Source organism: Bradyrhizobium canariense, assembly GCF_018130465.1.
Taxonomy (GTDB): domain Bacteria; phylum Pseudomonadota; class Alphaproteobacteria; order Rhizobiales; family Xanthobacteraceae; genus Bradyrhizobium; species Bradyrhizobium canariense_C.
This window is the reverse complement of sequence record NZ_JAFCKJ010000015.1, coordinates 106,433-132,626: the sequence shown is the minus strand read 5'-3', so window position 1 is coordinate 132,626 and position 26,194 is coordinate 106,433. Positions and strand designations below refer to the sequence as shown.

Below are 26,194 nucleotides of genomic sequence, written 5' to 3'. Positions count from 1 at the left end.
CAAGAAAAGCAAAGGGGAGATCGGATGAGCAATTCAGATAGCGGGCGCGCGCTCTCGCGCATGGTTTGTGCGATGGCCTCAATCCTCTCTTTGCTGGCCGTCATGCCGTCGGCGGCGCAGATCGTCGCTACACCGATCCCTGAAGATCCTGTCAGCATCGATAGCGGTGCGATCTCCGGCAAGGTGCTGACGTCCGGCGTGAAGGCCTATTTCGGCATTCCCTTTGCCGCGCCGCCGCTCGGAGACTTGCGCTGGCGGGCGCCGCAGAAGGTCGAGGCCTGGAAGGGCGTCTATCACGCCGATCGGCTGGCACCGGAGTGCATTCAGGTGCTGCGCCGGCACAACCTCAATCATTATTTCGGCGAGGAGGCGACGAGCGAGAACTGCCTCTATCTGAACATCTGGGCGAACCCTGATGCGAAATCGGGTGCAAAGCTGCCGGTGGTGGTCTGGATCTACGGCGGCGGCTTCACGCTCGGCTCCAGCGGCATGGCGATGTATGACGGCGAAGCCGTTGCGAAGAAAGGCACGCTCTTCGTCAGCTTCAACTACCGCGTCGGCATTTTGGGAAACCTCGCCCATCCCGAACTGACCGCAGAATCGCCGAACCATGCTTCCGGCAATTACGGCTTGATGGACCAGATCGCGGCCTTGCAATGGGTCAAGCGCAACATCGCGCAATTCGGAGGCGACCCCGACAACGTCACCATCACCGGGCAGTCTGCAGGTGCCATGTCGGTGTCCGCGCTCGAAGCAAGTCCGCTGGCGAAAGGCCTGTTCAATCGCGGTTTCGCGATGAGTCTCAGCATGTTCGACAGCCGCTTCAAATTCCCGACGCTGCCGGCCGCCGAGAAGATCGGCCTCGAGGTGCAGACGGCGCTCGGTGCGCCCTCGCTTGCCGAGATGCGGCAGATCCAGGCCGATAAGATTCTTGCAATTCAGAAGGACTGCCAGCTCGGCTGCGCCGGCACGATCTCCGTCACGCCCGATATCGATGGCTACGTGCTGCCCGACACCGTCCCGAACATCTTTGCGGCCGGCAAGCAGAACGATGTTGCGACTGTCGCCGGTTTCACCAGCGACGAGAGCTCGAACGACTTGCGTACCGCTGGCACGCTCGAAGCCTATGTCGCGGCCGCGCGAAAACTCTATGGCGATCAGGCCGACCGCTTCCTCTCGCTCTATCCCGCCAAGACCGACAACGAGGCGAAGGCCATGGGCCTGCTCGCCGCGCGCGAGGGGCTGGTCGAGATCGGCACGCGCAACTGGGCCGCCGCGCAGACGAAGACCGGCAAGGCGCCGTTCTACATGTACATGTTCTCGCGCGTGCATCCCTTTGCGCCCGGTGTCGAGTTCTTCGACAGCCCGCAGAAGATCGGCGCCTATCACACCTCTGATGTCCCTTATTGGTTCGGCACGCAAGACGCCTTCAACAAGTTCCGCACCACGCGCGTCTGGACCGAGTTCGACCGCGCGCTGTCCGAGCGCATGATGGACACGCTCATAGCCTTCGCGCGCACGGGAAATCCGGGCACGCCGGCGACACCTTGGCCGCAATGGAAGCAGGACGCGCAGACCTATGTCGAATTCGGCGACGATAGCGGCGTGCGCGAGGAGAACCGCGCGCGCCTCGAATTCCACACGCCGGCGAACGTCACGCCCTCGACGCCGCGGGTGTCGCGGGACTAGGGCGGAGTTGACTTCCGATAAGGGCGCTTCGGCACGATCACACCTGTAATCTGTTTCACATGCGAATGTGGCGAGTGACGCTAGATGAAGTGAGGCCCCGCTTCCGCGCGGTCCGTTTCGGAGCTGGCGATGATTGCTGCACTGGCAAGAGCAATATCCCGCGCGACGGGAACCAATGTCGATGTCGAGCCTCTGAAAGTCGTCGTCATCTTCTCGGGAGCGGGCCTGCTGCTCTTACTCGTGGCCGCAATGATCTACGGACAGGCCCTCAACGCCGCTTTATTCTAGGCTCCTGCGAGTTCACCGCGCGTGCGTGCTCGTCGCCGTCAGTTTGGACAGGGTTGCCCGGCGGCGCCCCACATGGCCATGTCCTTGACGTGATCCTCAAACGTGCCGGGCGGCGTCGTACGACCCGCCCCGGGCGCCCATCCGCGCGGGATGAAGCCGTTCAGCGATGCATCGTGCCTGAGATGCTCGACGAGACCCGCGGCGTCGCGACCGCCGTTGCGCTTGGAATCTTTCAGCTGCGCACAGATCTCGGCGCCGCTCTTGCCGAACCAGATGAAGGCGACCGGCGCAAGCTGCCAGTCGATGCCGGCGCGCGGTGGCGACGGTGCCGGCTCATTCGCCTGGGTTGACGTCATGTGACAGGTCGAGCAGGCGATCTTCTCGGCGCCGATGCGGCTGTCGCCGCCGTGGATGTTCATGCCATGGATGCGCGGCCTGGTTTCGCCCGCCGGTGTCCAGATTGGAATGGCCTTGGCATCGACATGGCAGTTGGCGCAACGCGGATGCGTCACCACGGCTTCAATGCGCTTCCAGGCCTCCAGCCCCTCGGCGCGGCTGATGCTGCCGGGCGGCAGAACGTCCTTTTTGGCTTCGTCCTTGGCCGCGACGATTCCGGTGAGGGCCGCAATGGCGGAAGCGGCGAGGGCGAGCGCGATCAGTGATCTCTTCATGGCCCGGCTCACACGAAATCGATGAACTTGTTGAACGGCATTTCGCGGATGCGCTTACCGGTCGCGGCGAAGATCGCATTCGCAAGTGCGGGCGCAGCGGGCGGAACGGGCGGCTCGCCGACGCCTCTCACCTTCGGATCGTTCTCGAGCCCGCGCACCTCGATGACGGGGCATTGGTAAATCCGCATCGCTTCGTGATGATTGTAGTTGGTCTGCTGCACCGCGCCCTTGGCGTAGGTCAGCTCGCAATTGATGGCGTGGCCGAGCCCCCAGATCACGCCGCCCTGCACCTGGTTCTCGAAATTGACGGGATCGACGACCTTGCCGACATCGACCGCGATCCAGACCTTGTCGATCCGGATGCCTCTTTCCGTCACCGAGACTTCGACGACTTCGGCCGTCGGCGTGCCGAACGACTCGACGAAGGCGACGCCGCGCCCGCGGCCGTTGCCGAGCGGTCCCTTCCAGTCCGACATCTCCGCGACCGTCTCCAGCACCTTGCGATAGTGCGGCACGATGCACATCGCGATGCGCGCCTTCATGGGATCGAGGCCCGCGGCATGGATCAGCTCGTCGATGAAGCTTTCGGTGAAGAAGCCCGATGTCGAGGCGCCGACCGAGCGCCATGTGGTGCTCGGCGACAGCCCTTGCGCCTCGTAGCTCGTGGCCCGGAAATTGGGGATGTCGTAATAGACGTTCCACAGCCCGGCGGCCAATTGCCCGTCAGGATCCTTCGAAGGCCTGCCCGACCGCTCGAGCAGTCCCTTGAGCGGCGTCGTCGAGGCCAGTTGCAGATCGGCCGAGACGATCTTGCCCTGGTCGACGCTGCCGCGGTGCCGGGCGATCGCGATCTGCCGTGGAATGTCCTGGAGGAAATCCTCCTCGCGCGAGAACACCAGCTTGATTGGCGTTCCCTTCATCTGATTGGCGATCTCGGCGAGAACGCGGACGTTCTCGTATTCGAGACGGTGGCCGAAGCTTCCGCCCGCCCACTGATTGTGGAAGGTGATCTGCTCCGGCTTGAGGCTGATCGCCGTAGCCGCGACATATTGCACGAAGCGGGGGCTCTGGTGGCTGACCCAGATCTCCATCCCCTTGTCGGTGACGAGGCCGATGCCGTTGAGCGGTTCGAGCGGCTGATGCGCCACGTAAGGCGCGCGGTATTCGGCCTCGACGAGCTTGCCTGTCTTCAAGCCGGCCTCGATATCGCCGATCTTGCGCCACTCCTTGCCGAGGAATTCCGGCTTGAACGAGGATTCCAGCACCTTCCAATGGTCGGCCTGCTCCGCGGGATAGGCCGAGGGTGCCCATTCACAAATGACGGCGTCGGCCGCCTTCATGGCGTACCAGCTGTTCGTGGCGATCACGGCGATGCCGTTCTTGATTTCAAGGACCTTCTTGACCCCTGGCATCGCGCGTGCCTTGCTGGCGTCATATGACTTCAGGGGCTGGCCCTTGCCGGGGTTCAGCTTGACGGCGGCGTACAGCATGCCGTCTATCTTCAGGTCGATGCCGAACTTCAGTTCGCCCATGACCTTGTCGCGGATGTCGAGGCGCGTCATCGGCTTGCCCAGCATGCGCCATTTCGAAGGATCGCGCGGCTTGGCATCGAGCACCGGCGAAATCTTCGCGGCGTCCGCGGAGAGATCGACATAGGCGACCTTCGTGCCGTTGGGCAGGATCACATGGCCGGATTGGGTGCGCAGGTCAGCCACTGCCACGCCGGAGCGTTTGGCGGCGGCGGCCTTCAGCGTCTCGCGCGCGACCGCGCCGGCAACGCGCAGCTTCTCATAGGTGTCCGGCAGCGTGCTCGAGCCACCGGTCATCTGTAGCCCGGACTGCCTCAGCCATTCGAGCGTCTTGGCGCGCGCTTCCTCGGCGGCGGGGCTCTGGTCCGCAGCCACGAACGGCGCGAACTCGTCGGCGAAGCCGGTGTTGAAATAGGCGGGGCTGGGGCTGGCGAAGCGAACTTCGAACTGGCCGGGATCGAGATCCATCTCCTCGGCGATCATCATCGGCTGCACCGAGCCGACGCCCTGGCCTATGTCGGCATGCTGCGCGATCAGCGTGATTTTCTCCGGGCTGATCTCGACCCAGGGATTGAAGGTCACGGAGTTCGGCCCGAGGCCGGCGGTCAGCGGATTGTCACCGGCGGTGGCAGCCGCTTCAGCCGTACCAAAGGCGCCGAAAGCGATGCCGCCGGCGATCGCGGCGGAGCCGAAAACGAAAGCGCGGCGGGAGAGGTTCTGCATGTGACCCATCTCACTTCTCCGCCATCTTCTTTGCAGCGGCCGCATGGATCGCGGCGCGGATGCGCGGATAGGTGCCGCAACGGCAGAGATTGCCGGACATCACCTCGTTGATGTCCTCGTCGGTCGGCTGGGAGATCAGATCGAGAAGCGAGATGGCCTGCATGATCTGCCCGGTCTGGCAGTAACCGCACTGTGGAACCTGATGTTCGATCCAGGCCTGCAGAACCGGGTGCTGGTCCCGCTTTTCCAGCCCTTCGAGCGTGACGACCGACTTGCCTGCGATCTCGCCGATATGCGCCTGACAGGACCGGACCGCCATTCCGTCGATCTGGACGGTGCAGGCGCCGCATTGCGCGACCCCGCAGCCGTATTTGGGACTGGTGATGCCGAGCTCGTCGCGGAGCACCCAGAGCAGAGGCATCTCCGCAACAACATCGACCTGGCGCTTGATCCCATTGACCGTGAGCTCGATCATATCGGTGTCCTTTCGCGCGTCCTCGCGCGACGTGACGTCGAACGAGTACGCTCCAGCGAGCGTCGTCGAATTGTTGGACCGGCACATGCAGCGTGTCGCTGATGTGGCGATGTTGTCAAACTGTGCCGCCGCGGCATTTGCAAATTCGCACGACGACGACGGTGTGTGTTTTTGTCGCGCCTTCAGGGCGATCGAAATCGATTCAATTGTCTTTGATCGTCCGGAAGGCGATCAGCGCAGGAACCGACGCCGCGGAAGTGCCCTCGTTCATGTGGTGGCCGCGTTCAGTGCTGCGGCCGCTATGTAGCGATGCAGCACCATGAGATTAGACTCATGATGCACCGCCGCAGAGCCTTGGTTATTTTCGAAACAGCGAGATGTTGTCGCTTAGCCAATCGGTTACAGGACGCGGAGCATGGCCCGTCAACTCGCGAACAGTTGAGGTGGTTTCTGCGAGGACCGATTCATAGAAAAGGCGATCCAGACCGAGCAGCAGGTCGGCGACAAATTCGCTGAGTCCCGAACCGAGCAGATTCTCACGCTGCTCCGCAGGGCTTCGGTGGCGATATGTGACGACGCGACCGAGCAATCCGGAGAGTTCGTCTGCTATCCCAGGCATGCTCACTGCGGCTGGCCCGGTCAGGTGATAGGCGCGTTGAGACGTCGCGTGCGCATCCTCGAGAAGGACGGCAAAAGCGCAATCTGCGACATCGCGTGTGTCGATCAGATTGACCAATCCGTCGCTCGCTGCCCCGCCCCATGTGTCATTGACGATTGGAGCGCCAGCCCGCGCCAGGATGTCAACGAAGCTCGAAGGCCGCAAAACCGTAAAGCCCACGTCGCAGGCCGCAAGATGCGCCTCAATCTGCATATGCCAGTCCAACGGATGCAGCCGAGATGGCGGTCCCAACACGGACAATTTCACAATGTGGCTGACGCCGGCGGCCACGGCTGCGTCGATCAGCGCGATCTCATTGGCGACCTGCCGGGGAGACGTGCCGTGGGCGAGGAACAGACGGTCAGCGCCGCGCAACGCGTCGTCCAGAGTTGACCGTACATCGAAGTCCACGGTCGCAAGGGAGACACCGGACGGCAGGCGTTCAGCGCCCGGCGTGCGGGTCAACGCCACAAGGTCAACCGGTTCGGCGACCAGTTTCGAGATCAAGGCGGAGCCCACGCGACCTGTGGCCCCGGCGACCGCAATGCGTGGACGGCCGGCGCTATGCTGGGAGGGGTTGAACATCCGGATAACCTTCAGTATCTTGGAACGATCAGTTCAGGATACTTGGAACGATCATTCCAAGATGTCAAGCGGGAATACGATGAGCGGAAAACCCCAATTCGATGACGATGCCGTGATCAATTCCGCGATGGACGTGTTTTGGCGTCACGGCTATTCAGCCTCGTCAATCGATCAATTGACGACAGCGATGGGTTTGTCGCGGTCCAGCATGTACAAGCGATTTCAAGACAAGGACGGGCTGTTCCAGGAAGTCCTTTCGACTTACGTCGAGCGCGTCGTGCGGCGGATGAACGCCGTTCGAGGCAACACGAAGCGCCAACAGCTCGAAGCGCTGCTGCACGAATTCCTGCCCAGGGGAGGCAAGACGGTGCGACCCGCTGGGTGCATGCTGGCCCGATCTTGTGCCGAGATGGTCGATCTGCCCCCGGCAGGCCAGTCGGTCGCGCGGCAGGGACTTACGCAGCAGCGCGCGATCCTCGTCGAGATTTTGCGTGAGGCGGTCGCAGATGGAGAATTGGCGGCGGCAGCCGACATCGACGGATTGGCGTGGCACTATCTCGGCGTGTTGCAGGCCATAATGAATTTGCCGCAAGCGGGCGCGACTGTTGGCGAGCTTCGCCGCGTTGTAGAACATGCAATGACAGCGTGGCCATTGCGCCCGGCCGTCGTGGCCCCCCCAACGTAAAGTCTGATTCTGCCGTCAGAACTGAACTTCGCCCGGGATATCGTCCGCGCTGAGACCGACGGCCTCAAAGCCCTTCAGCATCCATTCGCGGGTCTGCCCGAGCGCGCGGTTGTAGTCGGCCCAGGCGCTGAGGAAATCCTTGTAGCGCCGGTCGCCTTCGGCGCGGATGCCCAGATTGGTCGGCAGCGTGAGCAAGGGACGCGGCACCGAGAGTTCGCCGAGCGTCGGGTTCTTCTTCAACGTCGCGACCGAAAGCACGGCCAGCGAGATGTTGCAGTCCGCGCGTCCGGTCGCGACGGCGAGGATCGCCTCGTTGCGCTCCTTGAAGCCGAGGATTGTCGCCTTGGGGCAATAGCGGCGCGCGATCGTCTCATGGGTCGAGCCGATGTCGACGGCGATCTTGACCTCGGGCTTGTTCAACTCGGCCCAGGTCTGCGGCTTGGCAAAACCCTTCTTGGTGATGACGGTGAAGGAATGCACCAGGATGGGCGTGGAGAAGTCGATGACCAGGGAGCGCTCCGGGGTCGGATTGACGGCAAAGGCGAGGTCGATCTTGTCGGCCTGGAGATCGAGGATCTGGTTGCCCCAGGTCGATTCCAGCGTCTCGACCTTGGCGCCGAGCTTGGCGGCGATGTCGGTCGCCATGTCGATGCAGGCGCCCGACCATTGATTGGTGGTGAGGTCCTTGTGGAAATAGGGATCCTGGCCGGCGATGACGGCGATCCGCAGCACGCCGCTCTTCTTGATCCGCTCGAGCGTCGAGCCCGGTCCGGTGTCGGCCTTGGCTGAGCCGGTTGCGGCGATCGCGGCACCGGCGAGGGCGACAGTGGTGAGTGCGTCCCTGCGATTCATGGCAGTTCTCCTGGGCAGTCGCCTATGGACATTGAACCCGGCGGCTGGACTATTTCTGTATTCAGAGGTAAATGCAATACGGTATTTCTTTAATCCCGACATGAAAGACACCCCCGTGCGCGCTCTCTTCGTCGATGCCAACGACACCCTCGCCGCGGTGACCGAAAAGCTGCTGCGCTCACAGGATCTGCCGGTCGGCATCAACCGCAATCCCTCCATCAAGCCCGAGGACCTGCCCGGGCTGCTCGATGGTGTCGAGATCATGATCGTCGACCACACCGCGGTGCCGACCGCGGTCGCCGCGAAGTGCACGAACCTGAAGCATATCGTCTTCCTCGGCACCGGCGCGCGCAGCTACATGAATCCGGAAGATCTTGCCGAACGCGGCATCGCGGTTCACACCATCAAGGGCTATGGCGATACGGCGGTTGCCGAATGCGCGATCGCGCTGATGTGGGCCTCCGCAAAGAGTTTTGGCGAGATGGATCGCGGCATGCGCGCGGGCAACTGGCTGCGCCGTGACGCGGTGCAGCTCACCGGCAAGACGCTCGGGCTGATCGGCTTTGGCGGCATCGCTGCGGAAGCCGCACGTATGGCGCTCGGCTGCGGCATGAAGGTGATTGCCTGGAACAGGACACCGAAGGCGCATCCCGGCGTCGAGTTCGTATCCCTGGAGAAGCTGCTCGCGGACAGCCACGTCGTCTCGCTGCATCTGCTCCTCAACGACGAGACCAAAGGCTTCCTGTCGCGCGAGCGCATCGCGGGGATGCGCGCCGGCAGCATCCTGATCAACACCGCGCGCGGCGCCGTGGTCGACGAGGACGCGATGTGTGATGCGCTGCGCACGGGCCGCATAGCCCATGCCGGCCTCGACGTCTTCAGCGTCGAGCCGCTGCCGCCAGGCCACCCGCTGACGAAACTGCCGAACGTGACGCTGTCGGCGCATTCGGCTTTCCGCACGCCCGAGGCGAGCGACAATCTTATCGGCGCGGCGCTCGATCATTGCCGCCGCATCATCGCGAATGGGCGGTAGTGCAACCAGCAGGGGCGGGCATGACGCCTGCGCAGGGTGTGGGAAGCCTTTCGATCTTGCGCGCCCTGTCGGCCTGTCCTACGCCAGCCCCGAACAAAATTTTCGCGAAGCTGCGAAGCGCATCGCCAAAGCCTTGAGGGAGCCGTCATGACCATTCGCAACACCCGCACCGGGGGCCAGATCCTGATCGATCAGCTCGTCGCGCAAGGCGTCGAGCGAGTCACCTGCGTGCCGGGCGAGAGCTACCTTGCGGCGCTCGACGCGCTGCATGACAGCCCGATCGACGTCATGATCTGCCGCGCCGAAGGGGGGGCTGCGATGATGGCGGAGGCCTATGGCAAGCTCACCGGCCGCCCCGGAATCTGCTTCGTCACCCGCGGCCCCGGCGCCACCAATGCCAGCCACGGTGTCCACATCGCGATGCAGGATTCCACGCCGATGATCCTGTTCGTCGGCCAGGTCGACACCGGAATGCGCGAGCGCGAGGCGTTCCAGGAGCTCGACTACAAGGCGGTGTTCGGCACCATGGCGAAATGGGCGGTCGAGATCGACCGTCCCGACCGCATTCCGGAGCTGGTCGCGCGCGCTTTCCGCGTCGCCATGCAGGGCCGTCCCGGTCCCGTGGTGATCTCGCTGCCCGAGAATATGCTGACTGAGACTGCTGCCGTTGCGGACGCCATGCGCATCGAGCCGGCGGTGAGCTGGCCGGCACCTGCCGATATCGAGCGCGTTGGCGCCATGCTTGCGAGCGCCAAGGCGCCGCTCGTCATCCTCGGCGGCTCGCGCTGGACGGACGAGGCGACCAGGAGCATCGCGCGCTTTGCCGAACGATTCGACCTGCCGGTCGCGACCTCGTTCCGCCGCGCGTCGCTGATCGACGCCGATCACTCGCACTATGCCGGCGATCTCGGGATCGGTCCGAGCCCGGGCCTGAAGGCGCGCATCGACGGCGCCGATGTCATTCTGCTCATCGGCGGCCGCATGTCGGAAATGCCGTCCTCGTCCTACACGCTGTTCGATATTCCGACCCCGCAGCAGAAGCTGATCCATGTTCATCCGGGTTCGGAAGAACTCGGCCGCGTCTATCAGCCGGCGCTCGCGATGCAGGCAACGCCCGCCGCGTTCGCCGCCGCCGTCGAAGCGTTGAAGCCTGCCGGCGCGGTTGCCTGGAAGGGCGAGGCGGCCAAGGCGCATGCCGATTATCTGGCCTGGACCGAGAAAGCGCGCGAGCTGCCGGGCGCGTTCCAGTATGGCCAGGTCATGACCTGGCTGCGCGATCGCCTGCCCAAGGACGCGATCGTCTGCAACGGCGCCGGCAATTATGCGGGCTGGATCCATCGCCATCACCGCTTCCACAGCTTTGCGGCCCAACTCGCGCCGACCTCGGGCTCGATGGGCTATGGCGTGCCGGCGGCAGTGCTCGCGAAGCGACAATATCCGGATCGTACCGTCATAGCCTTCGCCGGCGACGGCTGCTTCCTGATGAACGGGCAGGAATTCGCGACCGCCGTGCAGTACGACGCAGCCCTCGTCGTCATCGTCGTCGACAATGCGCAATACGGTACCATCCGCATGCACCAGGAGCGCGACTATCCCGGACGCGTGGTCGGCACCCAGCTCAAGAACCCGGATTTTGCGATGTACGCAAAAGCGTTCGGCGGCCATGGCGAGCGCGTCGAGCGCACCGAAGAGTTCGCGCCCGCGTTCGAGCGTGCGCTCGCCTCGGGCAAGCCGTCGATCCTCCACTGCATCATCGATCCGCGCGCGATGTCGGTCGGCAAGGACTTTGCCCCTGCGGTGAAGGCTTAAGCGATGACGCAGAGCCGCCACGTCGCCATCATCGGTGCCGGCGCGGTCGGCGTGATCAGCGCTATCGAGGCGCTGCGCGAGGGACATCGTGTCACGCTGATCGATCCGGGCGAGCCCGGTGGCGAACAGGCGGCGAGCTACGGCAATGCCGGCTGGCTCTCCTCGCATTCGGTGATGCCGCCGGCCGAACCCGGCGTCTGGAAGAAGGTGCCCGGCTATCTGATGGACCCGCTCGGACCGCTCGCGATCCGCTGGTCTTATCTGCCGAAGGCGCTGCCCTGGCTGATCAGGTATCTGCTCTCGGGCTGGACCGAAGCGCGCGTCGAGAAGACGGCCTTTGCGCTGCGCGACCTCCTGAAGGACGCGCCGCTGTTGCACAGGAAGCTCGCGGAGGAGGCGGGCGTCCCTGAATTGATCGAGCGTAACGGCGTGATGCATGTCTTCCCGTCGCGCGGCAATTTCGACAACGATCTCGGCTGGCGCCTGCGCAAGCGCGTCGGTGTCGAATGGCTGGAGCTTTCGGCCGACGAGATGCGTCAGCGCGAGCCCGATTTGCATCCACGCTACACTTTTGGCGTGGTGGTGGAGGAGGCCGGGCGCTGCCGTGACCCCGGAGCCTATGTCGCCGCGCTCGCCAATCATGCACTGGCGAGCGGTGTGAAGCTCGTGCGCGCCAAGGCGACAGGCCTGAAGCTCAACGGCAGCAAGCTCATCGCCGTCGTCACGGAGACCGGCGAGATCCCTTGCGATGCCGCGGTGGTCGCGGCCGGCGCGCATTCGAAGCGGCTCACCGCATCCGTCGGCGATCCGCTGCCGCTGGAGACCGAGCGCGGCTATCACGTCATGATCGAGAATCCGGAAACGGGGCCACGCAGCTCGATGATGGCCTCGGATGCGAAGATGGTGGTGAACTGGACCGACAAGGGTTTGCGCGCCGCCGGCACGGTCGAGATCGCGGGCCTCGAGGCCGCGCCGAACTGGAAGCGCGCCGAGATTTTGCGCGACCATCTCTTCAGCATGTTCCCGAAGCTGCCGAAGGACATTCCCGCTTCACGCATCAAGACCTGGTTCGGTCATCGGCCGAGCATGCCGGACGGCCGCCCCTGCATCGGCTACGCGCGGGCCTCGCGCGATATCGTCTACGCCTTCGGCCACGGTCATATCGGCCTGGTCGGCTCGGCCCGTACCGGTCGTCTCGTCGCCCAGCTTCTGAGCGGCAAGCCGCCGGAAATTCCGCTCGCACCGTTCGCGCCCGATCGTTTCCTCTGAGATCGCACCATGACCACTCCAGCCAAATCGTCATCCCGAATCGCCCGCGGCGGCAAGGCCATTTATGGGGCGCCGCTCGGCATCTTGATGCTGGAGGCGCGCTTTCCCCGCATTCCCGGCGACATGGGCAACGGCACCACCTGGCCTTTCCCCGTGCTTTATCGCGTGGTGAGCGGTGCCTCGCCGGAGAAGGTGGTGCTGAAGGGGGCGGCCGGTCTGCTGCCGGATTTCATCGACGCGGCGAAGGATCTGGTGCGGCTCGGAGCCGAAGCCATCACCACCAATTGCGGCTTCCTCTCGCTGTTCCAGAAGGAGATCGCAGCCGCGGTCGGCGTTCCTGTCGCGACCTCGTCACTGATGCAGGTGCCGTGGGTGCAGGCGACCTTGCCGCCGGGCAAGCGCGTCGGCCTCGTCACGGTGTCCGGTTCGTCGTTGACGCCGGCCCATCTCGAAGGCGCCGGCGTGCCGCTTGATACACCGCTGGTCGGCACCGAGCACGGCAAGGAATTCTTCCGCGTCCTGATCAAGGCCGAGAAGGACGACATGGACATCGCGCAGGCCGAACGTGACGTGGTCGAGGCCGGCAAGGAACTGGTCGCCAGGAACCCGGATGTCGGCGCGATCGTGCTGGAATGCACCAACATGCCACCTTATGCGGCGGCGCTTCAGGCCGAAGTCGGATTGCCCGTCTATGATATCTATTCCATGATTATGTGGTTTCATGCCGGACTGCGGCCGCGTCAGTTTGGCTAGAGGTCGAGAAGTTGCCTATGAACAAGCACCTGGACCCCCCCTCCGACAGCATCGTCGATCGCGTCTACGAACAGCTCAAGGCGATGGCTGTGAGCTATGAGTTCAAGCCGGGCGAGCGGCTCAACGAGGGCGAACTCGCCAAGCGTCTCGGCGTCAGCCGCACGCCGCTGCGCGAAGCGCTCAATCGTCTCAATACCGAAGGCTTCCTGCGCTTCACGCCGGGCAAAGGCTTCTTCTGCCGCGAGCTCGACGCCCACGAGATCTTCGATCTCTACGAGCTGCGCAAGTCGATCGAGGTCGCCTCGATCCGTCTCGCCATCCGGCGCGCCAGGGACGAGGACATCGACGCGCTCTTGAAATTCCTCGAAGCCACCGGTCCAGATCCGGGCGAGCGCTCCTCGGTGGAACTGGTCGAACTCGACGAGACCTTTCACGAGCGGCTGATGGAGATGTCGAACAATGCGGAGATGCTGCGCGTCTTGCGCAACGTCAACGCCCGCATCCGCTTCGTGCGCTGGATCGACATGGACAGCATCAACCGCTCCAACACCCAGGCCGAACACCGCGCCGTCGTCGAAGGCCTGAAGGCCCGCGACGAAGACGCTTGCGTGTCAGTGCTCGAAAAGCACATCGACCGCCGCCTCGATCGGATCACGTCAGCGATCAAGGAAGGCTACGCGCAGATCTACATGCCGGCGACGGCGAGGTCTTCGGGGAATTGAGGTTCTTTCTTCCCTTCTCCCCTTGCGGGAGAAGGTGGCGCGAAGCGCCGGATGAGGGGTATCTCTCGGCGCGCGCGGATGCGATTGAATACGTGGAGATAAACCCCTCACCCAAGCGAGTGTTTGTCGACCAACGGTGATGCCCTCTCCCGCAAGGGGAGAGGGCGCAGTCATGCGCATCGCACTTTGGCCCCTACGACAGTGAGAGGCCAGCTATACAATCCTTCGATATCTGATCGTCCCAGACGGTCAGAGCTTTCGCGCGCGAACATCGCTAGCGTGCCGCTCGTAATTCACGGAGACAAGCGGTGCATAGCCCTCAACCGAATCCCGACTCTCGCACAAGCGATGACTGGCCGTCCGAGCTCTACCGCATCCTGAAAGCTGCCGACGTGCGGCAGATGTCCTACGTCCCCGATGCCGGCCACAGCCAGCTCATCCGTCTGTCCTCGGCGGACCAAGACGTCACCACCAACGTGCTGACGACGGAAGAGGAGGGCGTCGCCATCGCCGCCGGCGCCTGGCTCGGCGGTCAGCGCAGCGTGCTGCTGATGCAGTCGAGCGGGGTCGGCAATTGCATCAACATGCTGTCACTGTCGGCGATCGGTCGCTTTCCGCTGCTGATGCTGGTGACGATGCGCGGCGAATGGGCCGAGTTCAATCCCTGGCAGGTGCCGATGAGCCGGGCGACGCAGCCGTCGCTGGAGGCGATCGGCCTGAAGGTGATGCGCGCGGAGACAGCGGAAGATCTTATCGAGACGGTGGAATCGGCCGCAGCGCTTGCCTACGAATCCGATCAGCAGATTGCGGTTTTGATCGGACAGCGTCTGATCGGCAAGAAGAAGTGGTGATGCCAATGCAAGCTCAACTCGATCGTCGCGCCGCTGTTGCCGCGCTCTTGAAGGATCGCAAGAATACGCTAGTCGTTTCCGGCCTCGGCTCGCCGACCTATGACCTTCATTCGGTCGGTGACCACGACGGCAATTTCTATCTCTGGGGCGCCATGGGCGGCGCCGCGCTGATCGGGCTCGGCCTCGCGCAAGCCCAGCCGGGAAAGCCCGTCCTCGCTTTGACCGGGGATGGCGAGCAATTGATGGGCCTCGGCGGCATCGCCACCATCGGCGTCGCGCGCCCGCGCAATCTCGACATCGTCGTGATCGACAACCAGCATTTTGGCGAGACCGGGATGCAGGCCAGCCACACCGGGCGCGGGGTTGATCTCACCGCCATCGCCACGGCCTGCGGTTTTGCTACGACCGGGACGGTGCGGACGCTCGAGGAAGTGGAGCGTCTCACGCGGCAGATCGCCGAGCCGGCCGATGGTCCGCGGCTTTTTGTCATCAAGGTTCTGGCCGAAAATCCGCCGCGCTCGCTGCCCTCGCGCGATGCCGTCTTTATCAAGAACCGGTTCCGTGCTCATCTCGGTTTTGCTGCGGCTTGAGCTGAGGCACTTGCCCGGAATAGGTTTGCCCCAAGCAGCTATTCTGGAGTGAGACCATGAAACTAACCGGCAAGGTCGCCGCCATCACCGGCGCGGCGCGCGGCATCGGCAAGGCCTGTGCGAAGAGATTCCTCGACGACGGCGTCAAGGTCGTCATCTCGGATGTCGATGCCGACGGCTTGGCGGCGACCGCCGCCGAACTCGCGCGGCCGGATGCCTTGCGCACCGTCGTCGGCAATGTCGCCAAGCGTGCCGATGTCGACCTGCTCGTGGCCACCGCCGTAAAGGAGTTCGGCCGGCTCGACATCATGGTCAACAACGCCGGCGTTGCCCGCAACCAGGACATTCTGGAGATATCCGAGCAGGATTTCGACGAAATCATCGCCATCAACTTGAAGGGTGCGTTCTTCGGGGTGCAGGCGGCGGCGAAGCAGATGATCGCGCAAGGCGGCGGCGGGGTCATCATCAACATGTCTTCGGTGAACGCGCTGCTGGCGATCCCAACGCTCGCGACCTATGCCATCTCCAAGGGCGGCATGAAGCAGCTCACATCAGTGGCCGCCGTCGCGCTCGCCCCGCACAACATTCGTGTGGTGGCCGTCGGACCCGGTACGATCCTGACCGACATGGTGGCGTCCGCGATCTACACGTCCGAAGATGCCCGCAAGACCGTGCTGTCGCGTACGCCGGCAGGCCGCGGCGGCGAGCCGGGCGAGGTGGCCTCCGTCGTGGCGTTTCTTGCGAGCGACGATGCCTCGTACATCACCGGGCAGACGATCTATCCCGATGGCGGCCGGCTGATCCTGAACTACACGGTGCCGGTGAAGGAGAAGTAAGGAGACGGCGACGCTCCACATTCCGGGTCATCGCCCGGCTTGACCGGGCGATCCAGTACTCCGTGACGCCTGCTATGGAACCGAAGGGCCGCGGCGTACTGGATGCCCCGCCTTCGCGGGGCATGACAGCGGTAGTTGTATTGGCGACGTGTCGATCACTCCGCCGCAACCGTCATCCCGTGACCCAGCCGTTTCGAAATACCGCCGGCGCAGTCGCGTAGCGCGTGTGCGATCGGGCTGTCCCAGCGGGCATCGAACGTGCCTTCCGGCCCCATCGCGGTGATCACCAGCGCGACATGGCCGGAATGGTCGAACACCGGCGCAGAGAATGCATTGACGCCGGGCAGGGGATCGCCGAGCGCGCGGGCGAGGCCGTGCTTGCGGACCTCGGTGAGCATGTCGGCGACCTTCGCGCCTTTCACCGCGCGTTTCGGATTGTAGCCGACGCCGTGACGATCGAGGCCGCTTTCGAGCGCGGCGTTGATCGTCTTTTCCGGCAGGAAGGCCGCAAAGGCCCGGCCCGTGGCCGTCTCCAGCAGCGCCATCACCGAGCCGGCGCGCATCACGATGTGCATGGGCTGGCCGGGTTCTTCCAGCTGCACCACGGTCGGGCCGTGCGTGCCCCAGACCGCGAGCGAGACCGCATGCCCGATCTGACTTGCGAGCGCCGCGATCTTCGGTCCTGCGACGCGTACGCCGGACAGGCGGCGCAGGCTGATCAGGCCGAGCTCCAGCGCCAGCGCGCCGATCTCGTAGCGGCCGGTGGTCTCGTCCTGCTCGATCAAGCCGATGCGGGAGAAGCTGGCGAGATAGGGATGCGCCTTGGCCGGCGTCATGCCGGCCTCGCGCGCGAGGTCGCGCAGCATCATCGGCTCGCCGCATCTCGCAAGCGCGCGGAGCAATTCTCCGCCGACCTCGATCGACTGGATGCCGCGGCTCTCTCTTTTCATGCGCCTCCTGGCGTGCGGCTCGCTTACGCCGCGTTGCGCTGGGCCGCGCTGTCGGCGAGATGACGGCCGGCAATGTAGCCGAAGGTCAGCGCCGGCCCAAGCGTGATGCCGGCCCCGGGATAATTGCCGCCCATGATGCTCGCCATGTCGTTGCCGGCGGCATAGAGCCCGGGAATCACCCGTCCTTCCGCATCGAGCGCCCGCGCATTCTCGTCGGTGACGATGCCGGCATAGGTGCCGAGATCGCCGACCACCATCTTGATGGCGTAGAACGGGCCGTTCTCGATCGGCGCGACGCAGGGGTTCGGGCCGTGCAGCGCATCGCCCTGGTAGCGGTTATAGGCTTTTGAGCCTTTGCCGAAGGCCGCGTCGTGCCCTTGCGGCGCGGTGGCATTGAATTGCTTGACGGTCTCGACCAACGCCACGGCGTCGATGCCCGCTTTTGCCGCGAGCGCCTCAAGCGTCTCGCCGCGCATGAGATAGCCGGTATTGAGGTGATGACCCAGCGGCATCGGGAATGGCGGCACGCAGCCGAGGCCGTATTTGCGCAGGGTCTGGTGATCGCAGACCAGGTACGCCGCGATCTCCTCGCCGGGCTTCGCCGCCTTGACCATGGCCTGGACGAAGTCGTGATAGGAATTGCCCTCGTTGGCAAAACGCTTGCCGTCACGCATCACCGCGATCACGCCGGGTTTGGCGCGGTCGATGAAATGCGGCATCACGCCGTTTGAGCCGTCCTTGCGCTTGGTGACCGAGACCGGGACCCAGGCTGCCGCGTTCGGCAGGCGGTCCTCGACATGTCCGCCGGCGCTTTCCGCAAGGCGCAGGCCGTCGCCAGTGTTGCCGGTCGGCCCCGGCGAGAAATGCTCGTTCCCGGTCGGCGCGTGCGGGAACATCTTCTTGCGCCGCTCAACATCATGCGGAAAACCGCCGCAGGCGAGCACGACGCCTTGTCTTGCACGAATGCGGACGTCGCGTCCCTCGCGGGCGACAATGGCGCCGGTGACGGCGCCGTTCTCGACCGTCAGCTCGCGCACCGGCGCGGACAGCCACATCGGAATCTTCAGATCCTGCGCGGATTTTGCCAGGCGCCCGGCGAGCGCATTGCCGTTGGTCAGCGTCATGCCGCGGCCGTAGCGCAGCACGTCCATCAGATGCCGCGACAGGCGCTTTGCGACATAGACCGCCGAGGTCAGCGACTTCGTCGCGCGCATGAAATGGACGATGTCCTTGCCGGATCCGAGCATCATGCCGAATACGGTCAGCTCGGGCAGGGGCGTGCCGAGGGTCTTGATCTGGTCGCCGAGCTCGCGGCCGTCGAACGGGCGTGCCACCATCGAACGACCACCCTGGGTGCCGCCGGGCGCCTCGGCGTGGTAGTCCGGGAACACCAGCGGCATGTCGAAACGGAGCGCGGTCTTGCTGGTGAAGAAATCGACCGCCTCGGGCCCGGCGCTCAGGAATGCATCGACACGTGCGGCGTCGTAATTGTTGCCGGCTTCGTGCCGCAGGTAGGTGCGGGCCTGCTCCGGCGTCTCGGAGATGCCGTAGGCGCGCGCCAGCGAGGTGCCGGGAATCCACAACCAACCGCCGGAGCGGGCGGTGGTGCCCCCGAAGCGTGGCTCCTTCTCGACGATCAGGACGTCGAGGCCGCGATAGCGCGCGGTGATCGCGGCCGACATCCCGGAGGCGCCCGATCCGGCCACGAGCACGTCGCACTCGTAAGTCTCAATTGCGTTGCGCTCGTTGCCGGTCATGCAGGCCTCACTTCTTGAGCAGCGGACATTTGGACTCGGAGACCGGGCGGAAGGCGTCCTCGCCCTTCACCGTCTTGATGATTTCCAGGTAATCCCACGGCTCCTTGGACTGCTCTGGCGTTTTCACCTTGGCGAGATACATGTCGCGAATGACGCGGCCGTCCTCGCGCAAGCGTCCACCATGAACGAATGTATCCTCAATTGGCAGCTCGCGCATCCCGGCCATCGCCTTGGCGGGATCATCGGTGCCGGCGGCCTTGATGGCCTTGAGATAATGCAGCACCGAGCCGTAGACGCCGGTCTGGATCATGGTCGGCATCACCTTGGTTCGCTCGTAGAATTTCCTCGACCATGCGCGGGTCGCCTCGTCCATGTTCCAATACGAGGCCGTGGTCATGTAGGTGCCCTGCGCGGATTTGAGGCCGATCGCATGCACGTCGGTGTCGAACATCAAGAGGCCGACCAGCTTCTGGCCGCCTTGGACCAGGCCGAACTCGCCCGACTGCTTGATCGCATTGTCCGTGTCCTGGCCCGCATTGGCGAAGGCGACGACGTCCGATTTCGAGCTTTGCGCCTGGAGCGCAAAGGACGAGAAATCGGCGGTGTTGGTCGGGTGTTTCACGCCACCTAAAACCTTGCCGCCCATCTCGTTGATGAAGCGCGTGGCGTCCTTCTCGAGCTGCTGGCCGAACGCGTAGTCGGCGGTGATGAAGTACCAGGATTTTCCGCCTTCCTTGATCACGGCGGAGGCCGTCACCTTCGACAGCGCGTAGGTATCGTAGGTGAAGTGCACGGTGTTCGGGCTGCAAAGCTCGTCGGTCAGCGAACTCGCGCCGGGGCCGGAGAGCAGTGCAATCTTGTTGCGCTCGCGCACCATGTTGTGGACGGCGATCGCGATGCCGGAATTGGGGATGTCGACGACGGCATCGACCTTGCCGTTGTCGAACCAGCCGCGCACGATCTGCACGCCGACATCGGTCTTCATCTGGTGGTCGGCGCTGATGATCTCGATCGGCTTGCCGAGCACGGTGGGCCCGAATTCCTCCACCGCCATTTTCGCGGCCTCCACGGAGCCCGGCCCGCTGTTGTCGCGGCCCCAGCTCGACAGATCCGTCAGCACGCCGATCCGCACGGCGTCGTCGGAGATTTGCGCGTTCGCAACGGTGGTCATGGCAGCCGAAGTCATGGCCGCGAGCATGGCGCAGGCCAAAAACCCTCTCATCGTCGTTCCCTCTCGTTTATGGGCCGCTTGGGACGGCCGGTTATTGTGGCGGCAAATTAGATATTAGCAAATAAGTTTGTCAATGGCGAATAAAGGCTCGCCGTCGTCCCGGCGAAGGCCGGGACCCATGTCGCGTGATCTCTCGATGCCGGGTGGCCGCAGTACCGGAGCACGGGTCTTCGCCAAACTCCTCCCTGTGGTTATGGGTCCCGGCCTACGCCGGGACGACGGTGAGGAGGCAGTGGCGCGAAAATCTCGCATCGTGATCTTGGGGAGAACTAACACTCCTGCAAGTTGCAACCGCCACAACGATTGGCCATGATGCAACCTGGAATCTTGGGGCATGGCATGACGGCAGCATCGGGGATCTCCACGGCGGTGGAGAAATCGGCGACGGCGCATGTGGTGTGGGCGAGCGCGCTCGGCACCGCGATCGAGTGGTACGACTTCCTGATCTACGGCACGGCGGCGGCGCTGGTGCTGAACAAGCTGTTCTTCCCGAGCTTCGATCCCTTCGTCGGCACACTGGCGGCGTTCTCGACCTATGCGGTCGGCTTCGTCGCGCGGCCGATCGGCGGTGCGATCATCGGGCATTATGGCGACCGGCTCGGCCGCAAGAAGATGCTGGTCGCGACCATGATCGCGATGGGACTGGGCACGTTCCTGATCGGTTGCCTGCCGACCTACAGCCAGATCGGCGTCTGGGCACCGATCTTCCTCGTCATTTTGCGCTTCGTCCAGGGCATCGGGCTCGGTGGCGAGTGGAGCGGCGCCGTGGTCATGGTGGCCGAGCACGCCGGCAACCGCCGCGGCTTCTACGGCAGTCTGGTGCAGATCGGCTTCCCCGTCGGCGTCGCCGCGTCCACCGGCATCTTTGGTCTGATGACGCAGCTGCCCGAAGCGGACTTTCTGAGCTGGGGCTGGCGCGTGCCGTTTCTGATCAGCATCCTGCTCGTCGGCGTCGGCTTCATCGTGCGGCTGAAACTCGCGGAGACGCCGCACTTCAAGGAGGTGGTCGAGCGCAAGGAGGTCCTGGCGCAGCCGGCGCTGGAAGTCCTGCGCCGCGACTGGCGCAGCTTCCTGCTGGCGATCGGCATCACCGTGTCCGAAGTCGGGCTCGCTTATCTCCTCACTGTTTTCACCGTGGTCTATGCCACGACGCAGCTCGGCCTGCCGCGGCAGGTGATCCTGAATGCGGTGGTCTATGCCGCGCTCGTCGAGCTTGCGACGCTGCCCCTCGCCGGCTGGCTGTCCGACATCTTCGGCCGCAAAGCGCTGTATCTCGCCGGCGGCGTGTTCTCGGTGGCGCTGGCGTTTCCGTTGTTCTGGTTCCTCGACACCAGGGAGCCGGTGCTGATCACGCTCGCGCTCGTCGTCACGATGACACTGACGCATGCGCTGCTGTTCGGACCGAAGGCGGCCTTCATGCCGGAGTTGTTCCGCACCCAGGTGCGCTACAGCGGCGCATCGCTGGGAGCCAATGTTGCGGCCGCGCTGAGCGGCGGCTTCTCGCCGCTGATTGCGACCGCGCTGCTGGCATGGGCCGGTTCTTATTGGGCCGTCTCGGTCTACATCGTCGCGCTGTCGATCGTCACCATCATCGCGACGCTGATGGCGCCGGAGACGGCGCGGGACTCGCTCAGGTCCTGAGCACCGCTTTCATCACGTCTGCCGCGCGAGCGGGCCCGCACCTTCGAAGCTATCGCTTTGTATGCAGGTCCTGACGCCTTCTTATGCGCGTTGCCAAAAGCCGATGCAGCGGGGCGAACCATTAGCCGCGTTTATGCAGCAGATTTTTACTTCCAATTTTACTTCACAACATCCCGCCCATAGCCTCGCCCGCAATTGATCACGTCCGCAGCCGGTCAATGGCGACCGGTGCACAGCGTTCATTGTAGCCAACGAGGGTTGCCATGCTTGACAGGGACAAGGGGACATCCACTGCCAATCCGGCGGGGACGAGCGACAAGTCTGCGAAAAAGCTGAGCCGGCGCATGCTGTTGAAGGGCGCCGCGGCGGTGGCCGGCGCGGCCGCAGGATCGGACGCAATCCGCGGATTCCCGACCATCTGGGCGCAGGAGATCAAGGACATCGAGCTGCGCCATGTCGGCGTGTCCTATTCGGTGGTGAAGGCGATCGGCGACCAGGCGGCCAAGGATCTGGGCTTCAAGGTGACGATGCAGAACCTCGACACCTCTGCCGCCATCAACCGCTTCATAAGCCAGCCTAATACGGTCGATATCGCCGACCTCGAGGGCTGGCAGGCCAAGCTCGCTGCCAAGCGCGGCGTGATCCAGGGCATCGAGGTCAAGAAGGTCAAGGAGTTCGACAACATCCTGCCGATCTTCACCAAGGGCGAGATCGACGGTCACAAGATCCCGCGCCAGGGCATCTCGCCCTACGAGGCCATGTATATCGCCAAGCCCGATTCGACCGATTTGAACGACGGCGTGACCGAATGGGCGACCTTCCTGCCGCAGGTCTACAATGCCGACTCCATCGGCTACCGCCCCGACCTCGTCGGCCATGAAGTCACAGAATGGAAGGATCTGATCGATCCGAAATTCAAAGGCAAGGCCGCGATCCTCGACGTGCCCGCGATCGGCATCATGGACGCCGCGCTCTGCTTCGAAAGCGCCGGGCTGATCAAGTACGGCAACAAGGGCAACATGACCAAGGAGGAGATCGACTTCACCTGCAACAAGCTGATCGAGCTCAAGAAGCAGGGCCAGTTCCGCGCGACCTGGACCACCTTCGACCAGTCGGTGCAGCTGATGGCGGCGGGCGAAGTGGTCATCCAGTCGATGTGGTCGCCGGCGGTCGCCGCCGTGCGCGTGAAAGAAATCCCCTGCGTCTACGCGCCGGTCAACATCAAGAACGGCAAGGAAGGCTATCGCGGCTGGTGCAACGGCATGGGCCTGATGAAGCATCTCTCCGGCAAGAAGCTGGACGCGGCTTACGAATATCTCAACTGGTATCTGTCGGGCTGGCAGGGCGGCTTCGTCGCGCGCTACGGCTATTACAGCCCGGTCCCCTCGACTGCGAAGAAATTCCTCACGCCGGCCGAATGGGCGTTCTGGTACGAGGGCCAGCCCGCGCCCGAGGTGGTCAACGACCCCTATGGCGTGCCGATGGAGAAGACCGGCACCAAGCGCGACGGCGGCTCATTCCTCGACCGCGTCAAGAACATCTCGTGCTGGAACACGCTGATGGACGAAGCCGCCTACATGAACAAGCGCTGGAACGACTTCAAGGTGGCCTGAAACCTGCCTTCCCTGACGTGAACGAAGCGCCGGCGCGGCGACGCGCTGGTGCCAAAAGACCGACTTCGAGGCGTTTGCCGACATGCAGTCCAGTCAAACTCCACCACGCGCAAATCTCGCCGGCTGGCTCTACGTGTCGCCGCTTGTGCTGGTGCTCGTGCCGTTCTTCGTGGCGCCGATCCTGGTCGTGCTGGCCGCGAGCTTCTTCGCCACCGACGGCTTTGGCGGGCTGACGCCGGGCTTCACGCTCGCAAGCTATGTCGAGGTGCTGCATTCTGCGCTGACGCTGAAGCTGTATCTGGCGACGATCAAGTTCTCGGTGCTGACCTGGATCTTCACGCTGATCATCGGCTTCTTCGTCGCATACTTCCTGGTTTTCCACGTCCGCAACCAACTGCTGGCGATTGGTCTGTTCCTGCTCTGCACGGTGCCGTTCTGGACCTCGAACATCATCCGGATGATTTCATGGATTCCGCTGCTCGGCAAGGAAGGCCTGATCAACCAGGCGCTGATGGCGCTCGGCGTGATCCGCCAGCCGCTTGAGGTGTTGCTGTTCTCCGACCTCGCGGTGGTCATCGCCTATGTCCATCAGCTCACCATTTTCATGATCGTGCCGATCTTCAATTCCATGGCGCGGATCGACAAGAAGCTGATCGAGGCCGCGATCGACGCCGGCGCCAGCCGGTTCGACATCATGCGCCTGATCGTGGTGCCGATGTCCAAGAGCGGCATCGCGCTCGGCACCATCTTCGTCGTGTCGATCGTGATGGGTGATTTCTTCGTGGTCAAAGTGATGTCCGGCGGCGGTTCGGCTTCGGTTGTCAGCGCGTTCTACGAGGACGTCGGCGTGCTGCAATATCCGACCGCAGCGGCAAGCGCGGTGCTGCTGACGCTGGTGCTGGTCGCGATCGTCTCGCTGATCCTGCGCACCGTCGACATCCGGCAGGAGATCACGCGATGAGCGCGGTTCTTGCCGACATGCCCAAGACTGAAGCGACCAAGACGGTCGCGCCGGCGACGACCAAGGCGATCGCGCCGAGCCGCGGGGAGCGGCCCCGGACGTTCTACGTGCTGGCGACGCTGTTTGCGCTCTACGTGCTTGCCCTCTACGGCCCGATGTTCTGCATCTACATCCTGTCGTTCCAGGACATCCGCGGCGGCCTCGTCTTCCCGATGAAGGGCACCTCGCTGCACTGGTTCGTCGATCTCTTCACCCAGGTGAGGACCGGCGACGTCAAGGGCTCGTTTGATCGATCGATCAAGCTCGCCGTCATCGTCACCGTCATCACGGTGGTGGTCTCGTTCCTCGCCGGGCTCGGTTTTCGCAAGCGTTTTCGCGGCGACACCGTCGTGTTCTACATGATGATCGGCAGCCTGGTCGCACCGGGTCTCGTGCTCGGCCTCGGTACCGGTCTGTTGTTCCAGGCGCTCGGGCTCAATGCGAGCTGGTACACCTCGGCGCTCGGCGCGCAACTGTCCTGGACGCTGCCGTTCGGCGTGCTCGTGATGTTTGCGGTGATGTCGCGCTTCAACCACGTCTGGGAGGAGGCGGCCTACGACCTCGGCGCCAGCCGCTGGCAGTCGATCCGGCTGGTGATAATCCCGGTGCTGGCGCCCGGCCTGGTCGCGGTCGCGCTGTTCGGGTTCACGCTCTCCTACGACGAGTTCGCGCGCAGCCTTCAGACCGCTGGTTCACTGAACACATTGCCGCTGGAGATCTGGAGCATGACCCTGAACGTCACGTCGCCCTCGCTTTACGCGCTCGGCACGGTGACGACGATCGTCTCCTTCATCGTCATCGGCGCGAGCCTGGGCAGCATCGTGCTGATCCAGAACAAGCGCGGCAGCAGCACAAAGGGTTGAGCGCGGAATGAAGAGCGATCGCGGCGATATCGAACTGGCGGGCGTCTGCAAGAGCTTTGACGGCGTCACCAATGTGGTCGACGGTGTCAACCTGAAGATCGCCGACGGCGCCTATTGCTGCTTCATCGGCCCGTCCGGCTGCGGCAAGACTACGATTCTGCGCATGATCGCCGGCCATGAAGACCCGAGCGCGGGTGAGATCGTGATCGGCGGCCAGAACGTCGTCGGGCTCGCGCCGGTGCAGCGGCGAACCGCGATGATGTTCCAGTCCTACGCGCTGTTCCCACACCTGAGCGTGCGCGAGAACATCGCCTTTGCGCTCCGCGTGCGCGGCCTGTCGAAGGCCGATCGCCTGCGTGCGGCCGATGTCATGATCGAGAAGGTGCGTCTGACGCAATTCGCCGACCGCCTGCCGGCGCAACTCTCCGGCGGCCAGCAGCAGCGTGTGGCGCTGGCGCGCGCCGCGATCACCGAGCCGAGGGTACTTTTGCTCGACGAGCCGCTGTCTGCCCTCGACGAGCAACTCCGCGTGCAGATGCGCCAGGAGCTCAGGCGGATGCAGCAGGAGCTCGGCATTACCTTCATCCACGTCACCCACACCCAGCTCGAGGCGATCGCACTCGCCGATCTGGTCGTGGTGATGGAGCAGGGCAAGATCAAGCAGGCGGGTGCGGCGCGCGACGTCTATGCCCATCCGCACGATCGTTACGTCGCCGAGTTCATGGGTGGGCAGAACGTGCTGTCGGGCCGGGTCGAGAAGGTCAACGGGTCGTGCTTCACGCTGGCGCAGGCGGCGTCGTCGGGCATCGAGGTTCCGCTTCAGACGCGGCCTTCGGTCAGCGTCGGCGACCAGGTCGACATCGCCGTGCGCCGAGACGATGTCGCGCTGGTCCGGCCGGGCAGGGAGCTGCCGCCGGGCTGCACCACGTCGCTGCCGAGTCGCGTGCTCGCGATCGAATACCAGGGCTATTTCGTCAAGGTCATGCTGGACACGGTGCCGGACGACGCGTTCGTCGCCTATGTGCCGGAAAAGACTTTCTTCGCGGATCCCTTCACCGTCGGCGACGTCGTGATGGCCACATGGGCCACCGGCAGCGCGCTTCCACTCGCCTAAAGACCCG

25 protein-coding genes are annotated in these 26,194 nt (G+C 64.1%); 17 read left to right on the top strand and 8 right to left on the bottom strand.

Annotated elements, in window-relative coordinates:
- Positions 1–24 precede the first annotated feature (24 nt).
- Together JQ591_RS30060 and JQ591_RS30055 are read left to right on the top strand one after the other, a co-directional pair.
- Complete coding sequence (locus tag JQ591_RS30060) at positions 25–1,689, top strand: carboxylesterase/lipase family protein (protein ID WP_211399597.1); 1,665 nt, start codon at positions 25–27, stop codon at positions 1,687–1,689.
- Between the two features lie 129 nt (positions 1,690–1,818).
- Positions 1,819–1,977, top strand: coding sequence for a hypothetical protein (locus JQ591_RS30055; protein ID WP_211399596.1), 159 nt, complete (start codon positions 1,819–1,821; stop codon positions 1,975–1,977).
- A gap of 38 nt (positions 1,978–2,015) precedes the next feature.
- Here the strand turns inward: JQ591_RS30055 and JQ591_RS30050 are convergent, their stop codons facing one another.
- Genes JQ591_RS30050 through JQ591_RS30040 form a run of 3 tightly spaced genes read right to left on the bottom strand, consistent with a single transcriptional unit; the run spans position 2,016 to position 5,375 of the window.
- Positions 2,016–2,648 (bottom strand): hypothetical protein, encoded by a 633-nt coding sequence (locus JQ591_RS30050; protein WP_211399595.1) that lies wholly within the window; start codon positions 2,646–2,648, stop codon positions 2,016–2,018.
- An 8-nt stretch (positions 2,649–2,656) separates the two neighbouring features.
- Entirely contained in the window at positions 2,657–4,909 is a 2,253-nt protein-coding gene (locus JQ591_RS30045) for a xanthine dehydrogenase family protein molybdopterin-binding subunit (RefSeq protein WP_211399594.1), read from the bottom strand.
- A 1-nt stretch (position 4,910) separates the two neighbouring features.
- Positions 4,911–5,375 carry a (2Fe-2S)-binding protein gene (locus tag JQ591_RS30040; RefSeq protein WP_211399659.1) on the bottom strand — a complete coding sequence of 155 codons (465 nt, stop codon included), beginning with the start codon at positions 5,373–5,375 and terminating at the stop codon, positions 4,911–4,913.
- A gap of 85 nt (positions 5,376–5,460) precedes the next feature.
- Between JQ591_RS30040 and JQ591_RS30035 the strand changes: the two genes are divergently transcribed.
- Positions 5,461–5,682, top strand: a complete 222-nt coding sequence (locus JQ591_RS30035; RefSeq protein WP_211399593.1) for a hypothetical protein — start codon at positions 5,461–5,463, stop codon at positions 5,680–5,682.
- 51 nt (positions 5,683–5,733) lie between these two features.
- Here JQ591_RS30035 and JQ591_RS30030 read toward each other — a convergent pair whose 3' ends face one another.
- Positions 5,734–6,618, bottom strand: a complete 885-nt coding sequence (locus tag JQ591_RS30030; protein ID WP_211399592.1) for an NAD(P)H-binding protein — start codon at positions 6,616–6,618, stop codon at positions 5,734–5,736.
- 19 nt (positions 6,619–6,637) lie between these two features.
- Between JQ591_RS30030 and JQ591_RS30025 the strand changes: the two genes are divergently transcribed.
- Positions 6,638–7,303 (top strand): TetR/AcrR family transcriptional regulator, encoded by a 666-nt coding sequence (locus JQ591_RS30025; protein WP_249137895.1) that lies wholly within the window; start codon positions 6,638–6,640, stop codon positions 7,301–7,303.
- Positions 7,304–7,318: 15 nt separating this feature from the next.
- On the opposite strand, the gene JQ591_RS30020 is transcribed toward JQ591_RS30025, so the two are convergent.
- Positions 7,319–8,155, bottom strand: coding sequence for a transporter substrate-binding domain-containing protein (locus tag JQ591_RS30020; RefSeq protein ID WP_211399591.1), 837 nt, complete (start codon positions 8,153–8,155; stop codon positions 7,319–7,321).
- Between the two features lie 115 nt (positions 8,156–8,270).
- Between JQ591_RS30020 and JQ591_RS30015 the strand changes: the two genes are divergently transcribed.
- From JQ591_RS30015 to JQ591_RS29980, 8 genes are all read left to right on the top strand, one after another.
- Positions 8,271–9,188, top strand: a complete 918-nt coding sequence (locus tag JQ591_RS30015; RefSeq protein ID WP_211399657.1) for an NAD(P)-dependent oxidoreductase — start codon at positions 8,271–8,273, stop codon at positions 9,186–9,188.
- Between the two features lie 147 nt (positions 9,189–9,335).
- Entirely contained in the window at positions 9,336–10,997 is a 1,662-nt protein-coding gene (locus JQ591_RS30010; protein WP_211399590.1) for a thiamine pyrophosphate-binding protein, read from the top strand.
- A gap of 3 nt (positions 10,998–11,000) precedes the next feature.
- Positions 11,001–12,266: an NAD(P)/FAD-dependent oxidoreductase gene (locus JQ591_RS30005; protein WP_211399589.1), complete on the top strand. Its 1,266-nt coding sequence runs from the start codon at positions 11,001–11,003 to the stop codon at positions 12,264–12,266.
- Positions 12,267–12,275: 9 nt separating this feature from the next.
- The gene (locus JQ591_RS30000) at positions 12,276–13,019 is read left to right on the top strand and encodes an aspartate/glutamate racemase family protein (protein WP_211399588.1); all 744 of its coding nucleotides are present in this window, start codon (positions 12,276–12,278) and stop codon (positions 13,017–13,019) included.
- 17 nt (positions 13,020–13,036) lie between these two features.
- The gene (locus JQ591_RS29995) at positions 13,037–13,741 is read left to right on the top strand and encodes a GntR family transcriptional regulator (protein WP_211399587.1); all 705 of its coding nucleotides are present in this window, start codon (positions 13,037–13,039) and stop codon (positions 13,739–13,741) included.
- 308 nt (positions 13,742–14,049) lie between these two features.
- The gene (locus JQ591_RS29990; protein WP_211399586.1) at positions 14,050–14,592 is read left to right on the top strand and encodes a thiamine pyrophosphate-binding protein; all 543 of its coding nucleotides are present in this window, start codon (positions 14,050–14,052) and stop codon (positions 14,590–14,592) included.
- A complete protein-coding gene (locus tag JQ591_RS29985; protein ID WP_211399585.1) occupies positions 14,592–15,182 on the top strand; it encodes a thiamine pyrophosphate-dependent enzyme in 591 nt (196 codons plus the stop codon). The genes JQ591_RS29990 and JQ591_RS29985 overlap by 1 nt, the downstream gene beginning before the upstream one ends.
- A gap of 56 nt (positions 15,183–15,238) precedes the next feature.
- On the top strand, positions 15,239–16,018 hold the full coding sequence (locus JQ591_RS29980) for an SDR family NAD(P)-dependent oxidoreductase (protein WP_211399584.1): 780 nt from the start codon (positions 15,239–15,241) through the stop codon (positions 16,016–16,018).
- Positions 16,019–16,173: 155 nt separating this feature from the next.
- Here JQ591_RS29980 and JQ591_RS29975 read toward each other — a convergent pair whose 3' ends face one another.
- The 3 genes from JQ591_RS29975 to JQ591_RS29965 are packed head-to-tail and all read right to left on the bottom strand — an operon-like array spanning position 16,174 to position 19,947.
- Positions 16,174–16,968, bottom strand: coding sequence for an IclR family transcriptional regulator (locus JQ591_RS29975; RefSeq protein ID WP_211399583.1), 795 nt, complete (start codon positions 16,966–16,968; stop codon positions 16,174–16,176).
- 23 nt (positions 16,969–16,991) lie between these two features.
- On the bottom strand, positions 16,992–18,725 hold the full coding sequence (locus JQ591_RS29970; RefSeq protein WP_211399582.1) for an FAD-dependent oxidoreductase: 1,734 nt from the start codon (positions 18,723–18,725) through the stop codon (positions 16,992–16,994).
- Between the two features lie 7 nt (positions 18,726–18,732).
- Complete coding sequence (locus tag JQ591_RS29965) at positions 18,733–19,947, bottom strand: ABC transporter substrate-binding protein (RefSeq protein ID WP_211399581.1); 1,215 nt, start codon at positions 19,945–19,947, stop codon at positions 18,733–18,735.
- A gap of 348 nt (positions 19,948–20,295) precedes the next feature.
- Between JQ591_RS29965 and JQ591_RS29960 the strand changes: the two genes are divergently transcribed.
- The 5 genes from JQ591_RS29960 to JQ591_RS29940 all read left to right on the top strand — a co-directional run bounded on the left by JQ591_RS29960 (position 20,296) and on the right by JQ591_RS29940 (position 26,187).
- Complete coding sequence (locus tag JQ591_RS29960) at positions 20,296–21,597, top strand: MFS transporter (protein ID WP_211399580.1); 1,302 nt, start codon at positions 20,296–20,298, stop codon at positions 21,595–21,597.
- Between the two features lie 263 nt (positions 21,598–21,860).
- Positions 21,861–23,210 (top strand): ABC transporter substrate-binding protein, encoded by a 1,350-nt coding sequence (locus tag JQ591_RS29955; protein ID WP_211399579.1) that lies wholly within the window; start codon positions 21,861–21,863, stop codon positions 23,208–23,210.
- Between the two features lie 82 nt (positions 23,211–23,292).
- Complete coding sequence (locus JQ591_RS29950) at positions 23,293–24,171, top strand: ABC transporter permease (RefSeq protein ID WP_211399578.1); 879 nt, start codon at positions 23,293–23,295, stop codon at positions 24,169–24,171.
- The gene (locus JQ591_RS29945) at positions 24,168–25,073 is read left to right on the top strand and encodes an ABC transporter permease (RefSeq protein ID WP_211399577.1); all 906 of its coding nucleotides are present in this window, start codon (positions 24,168–24,170) and stop codon (positions 25,071–25,073) included. The genes JQ591_RS29950 and JQ591_RS29945 overlap by 4 nt, the downstream gene beginning before the upstream one ends.
- 7 nt (positions 25,074–25,080) lie before the next feature.
- A complete protein-coding gene (locus tag JQ591_RS29940) occupies positions 25,081–26,187 on the top strand; it encodes an ABC transporter ATP-binding protein (RefSeq protein WP_211399576.1) in 1,107 nt (368 codons plus the stop codon).
- The last annotated feature ends 7 nt before the right edge of the window (positions 26,188–26,194 follow it).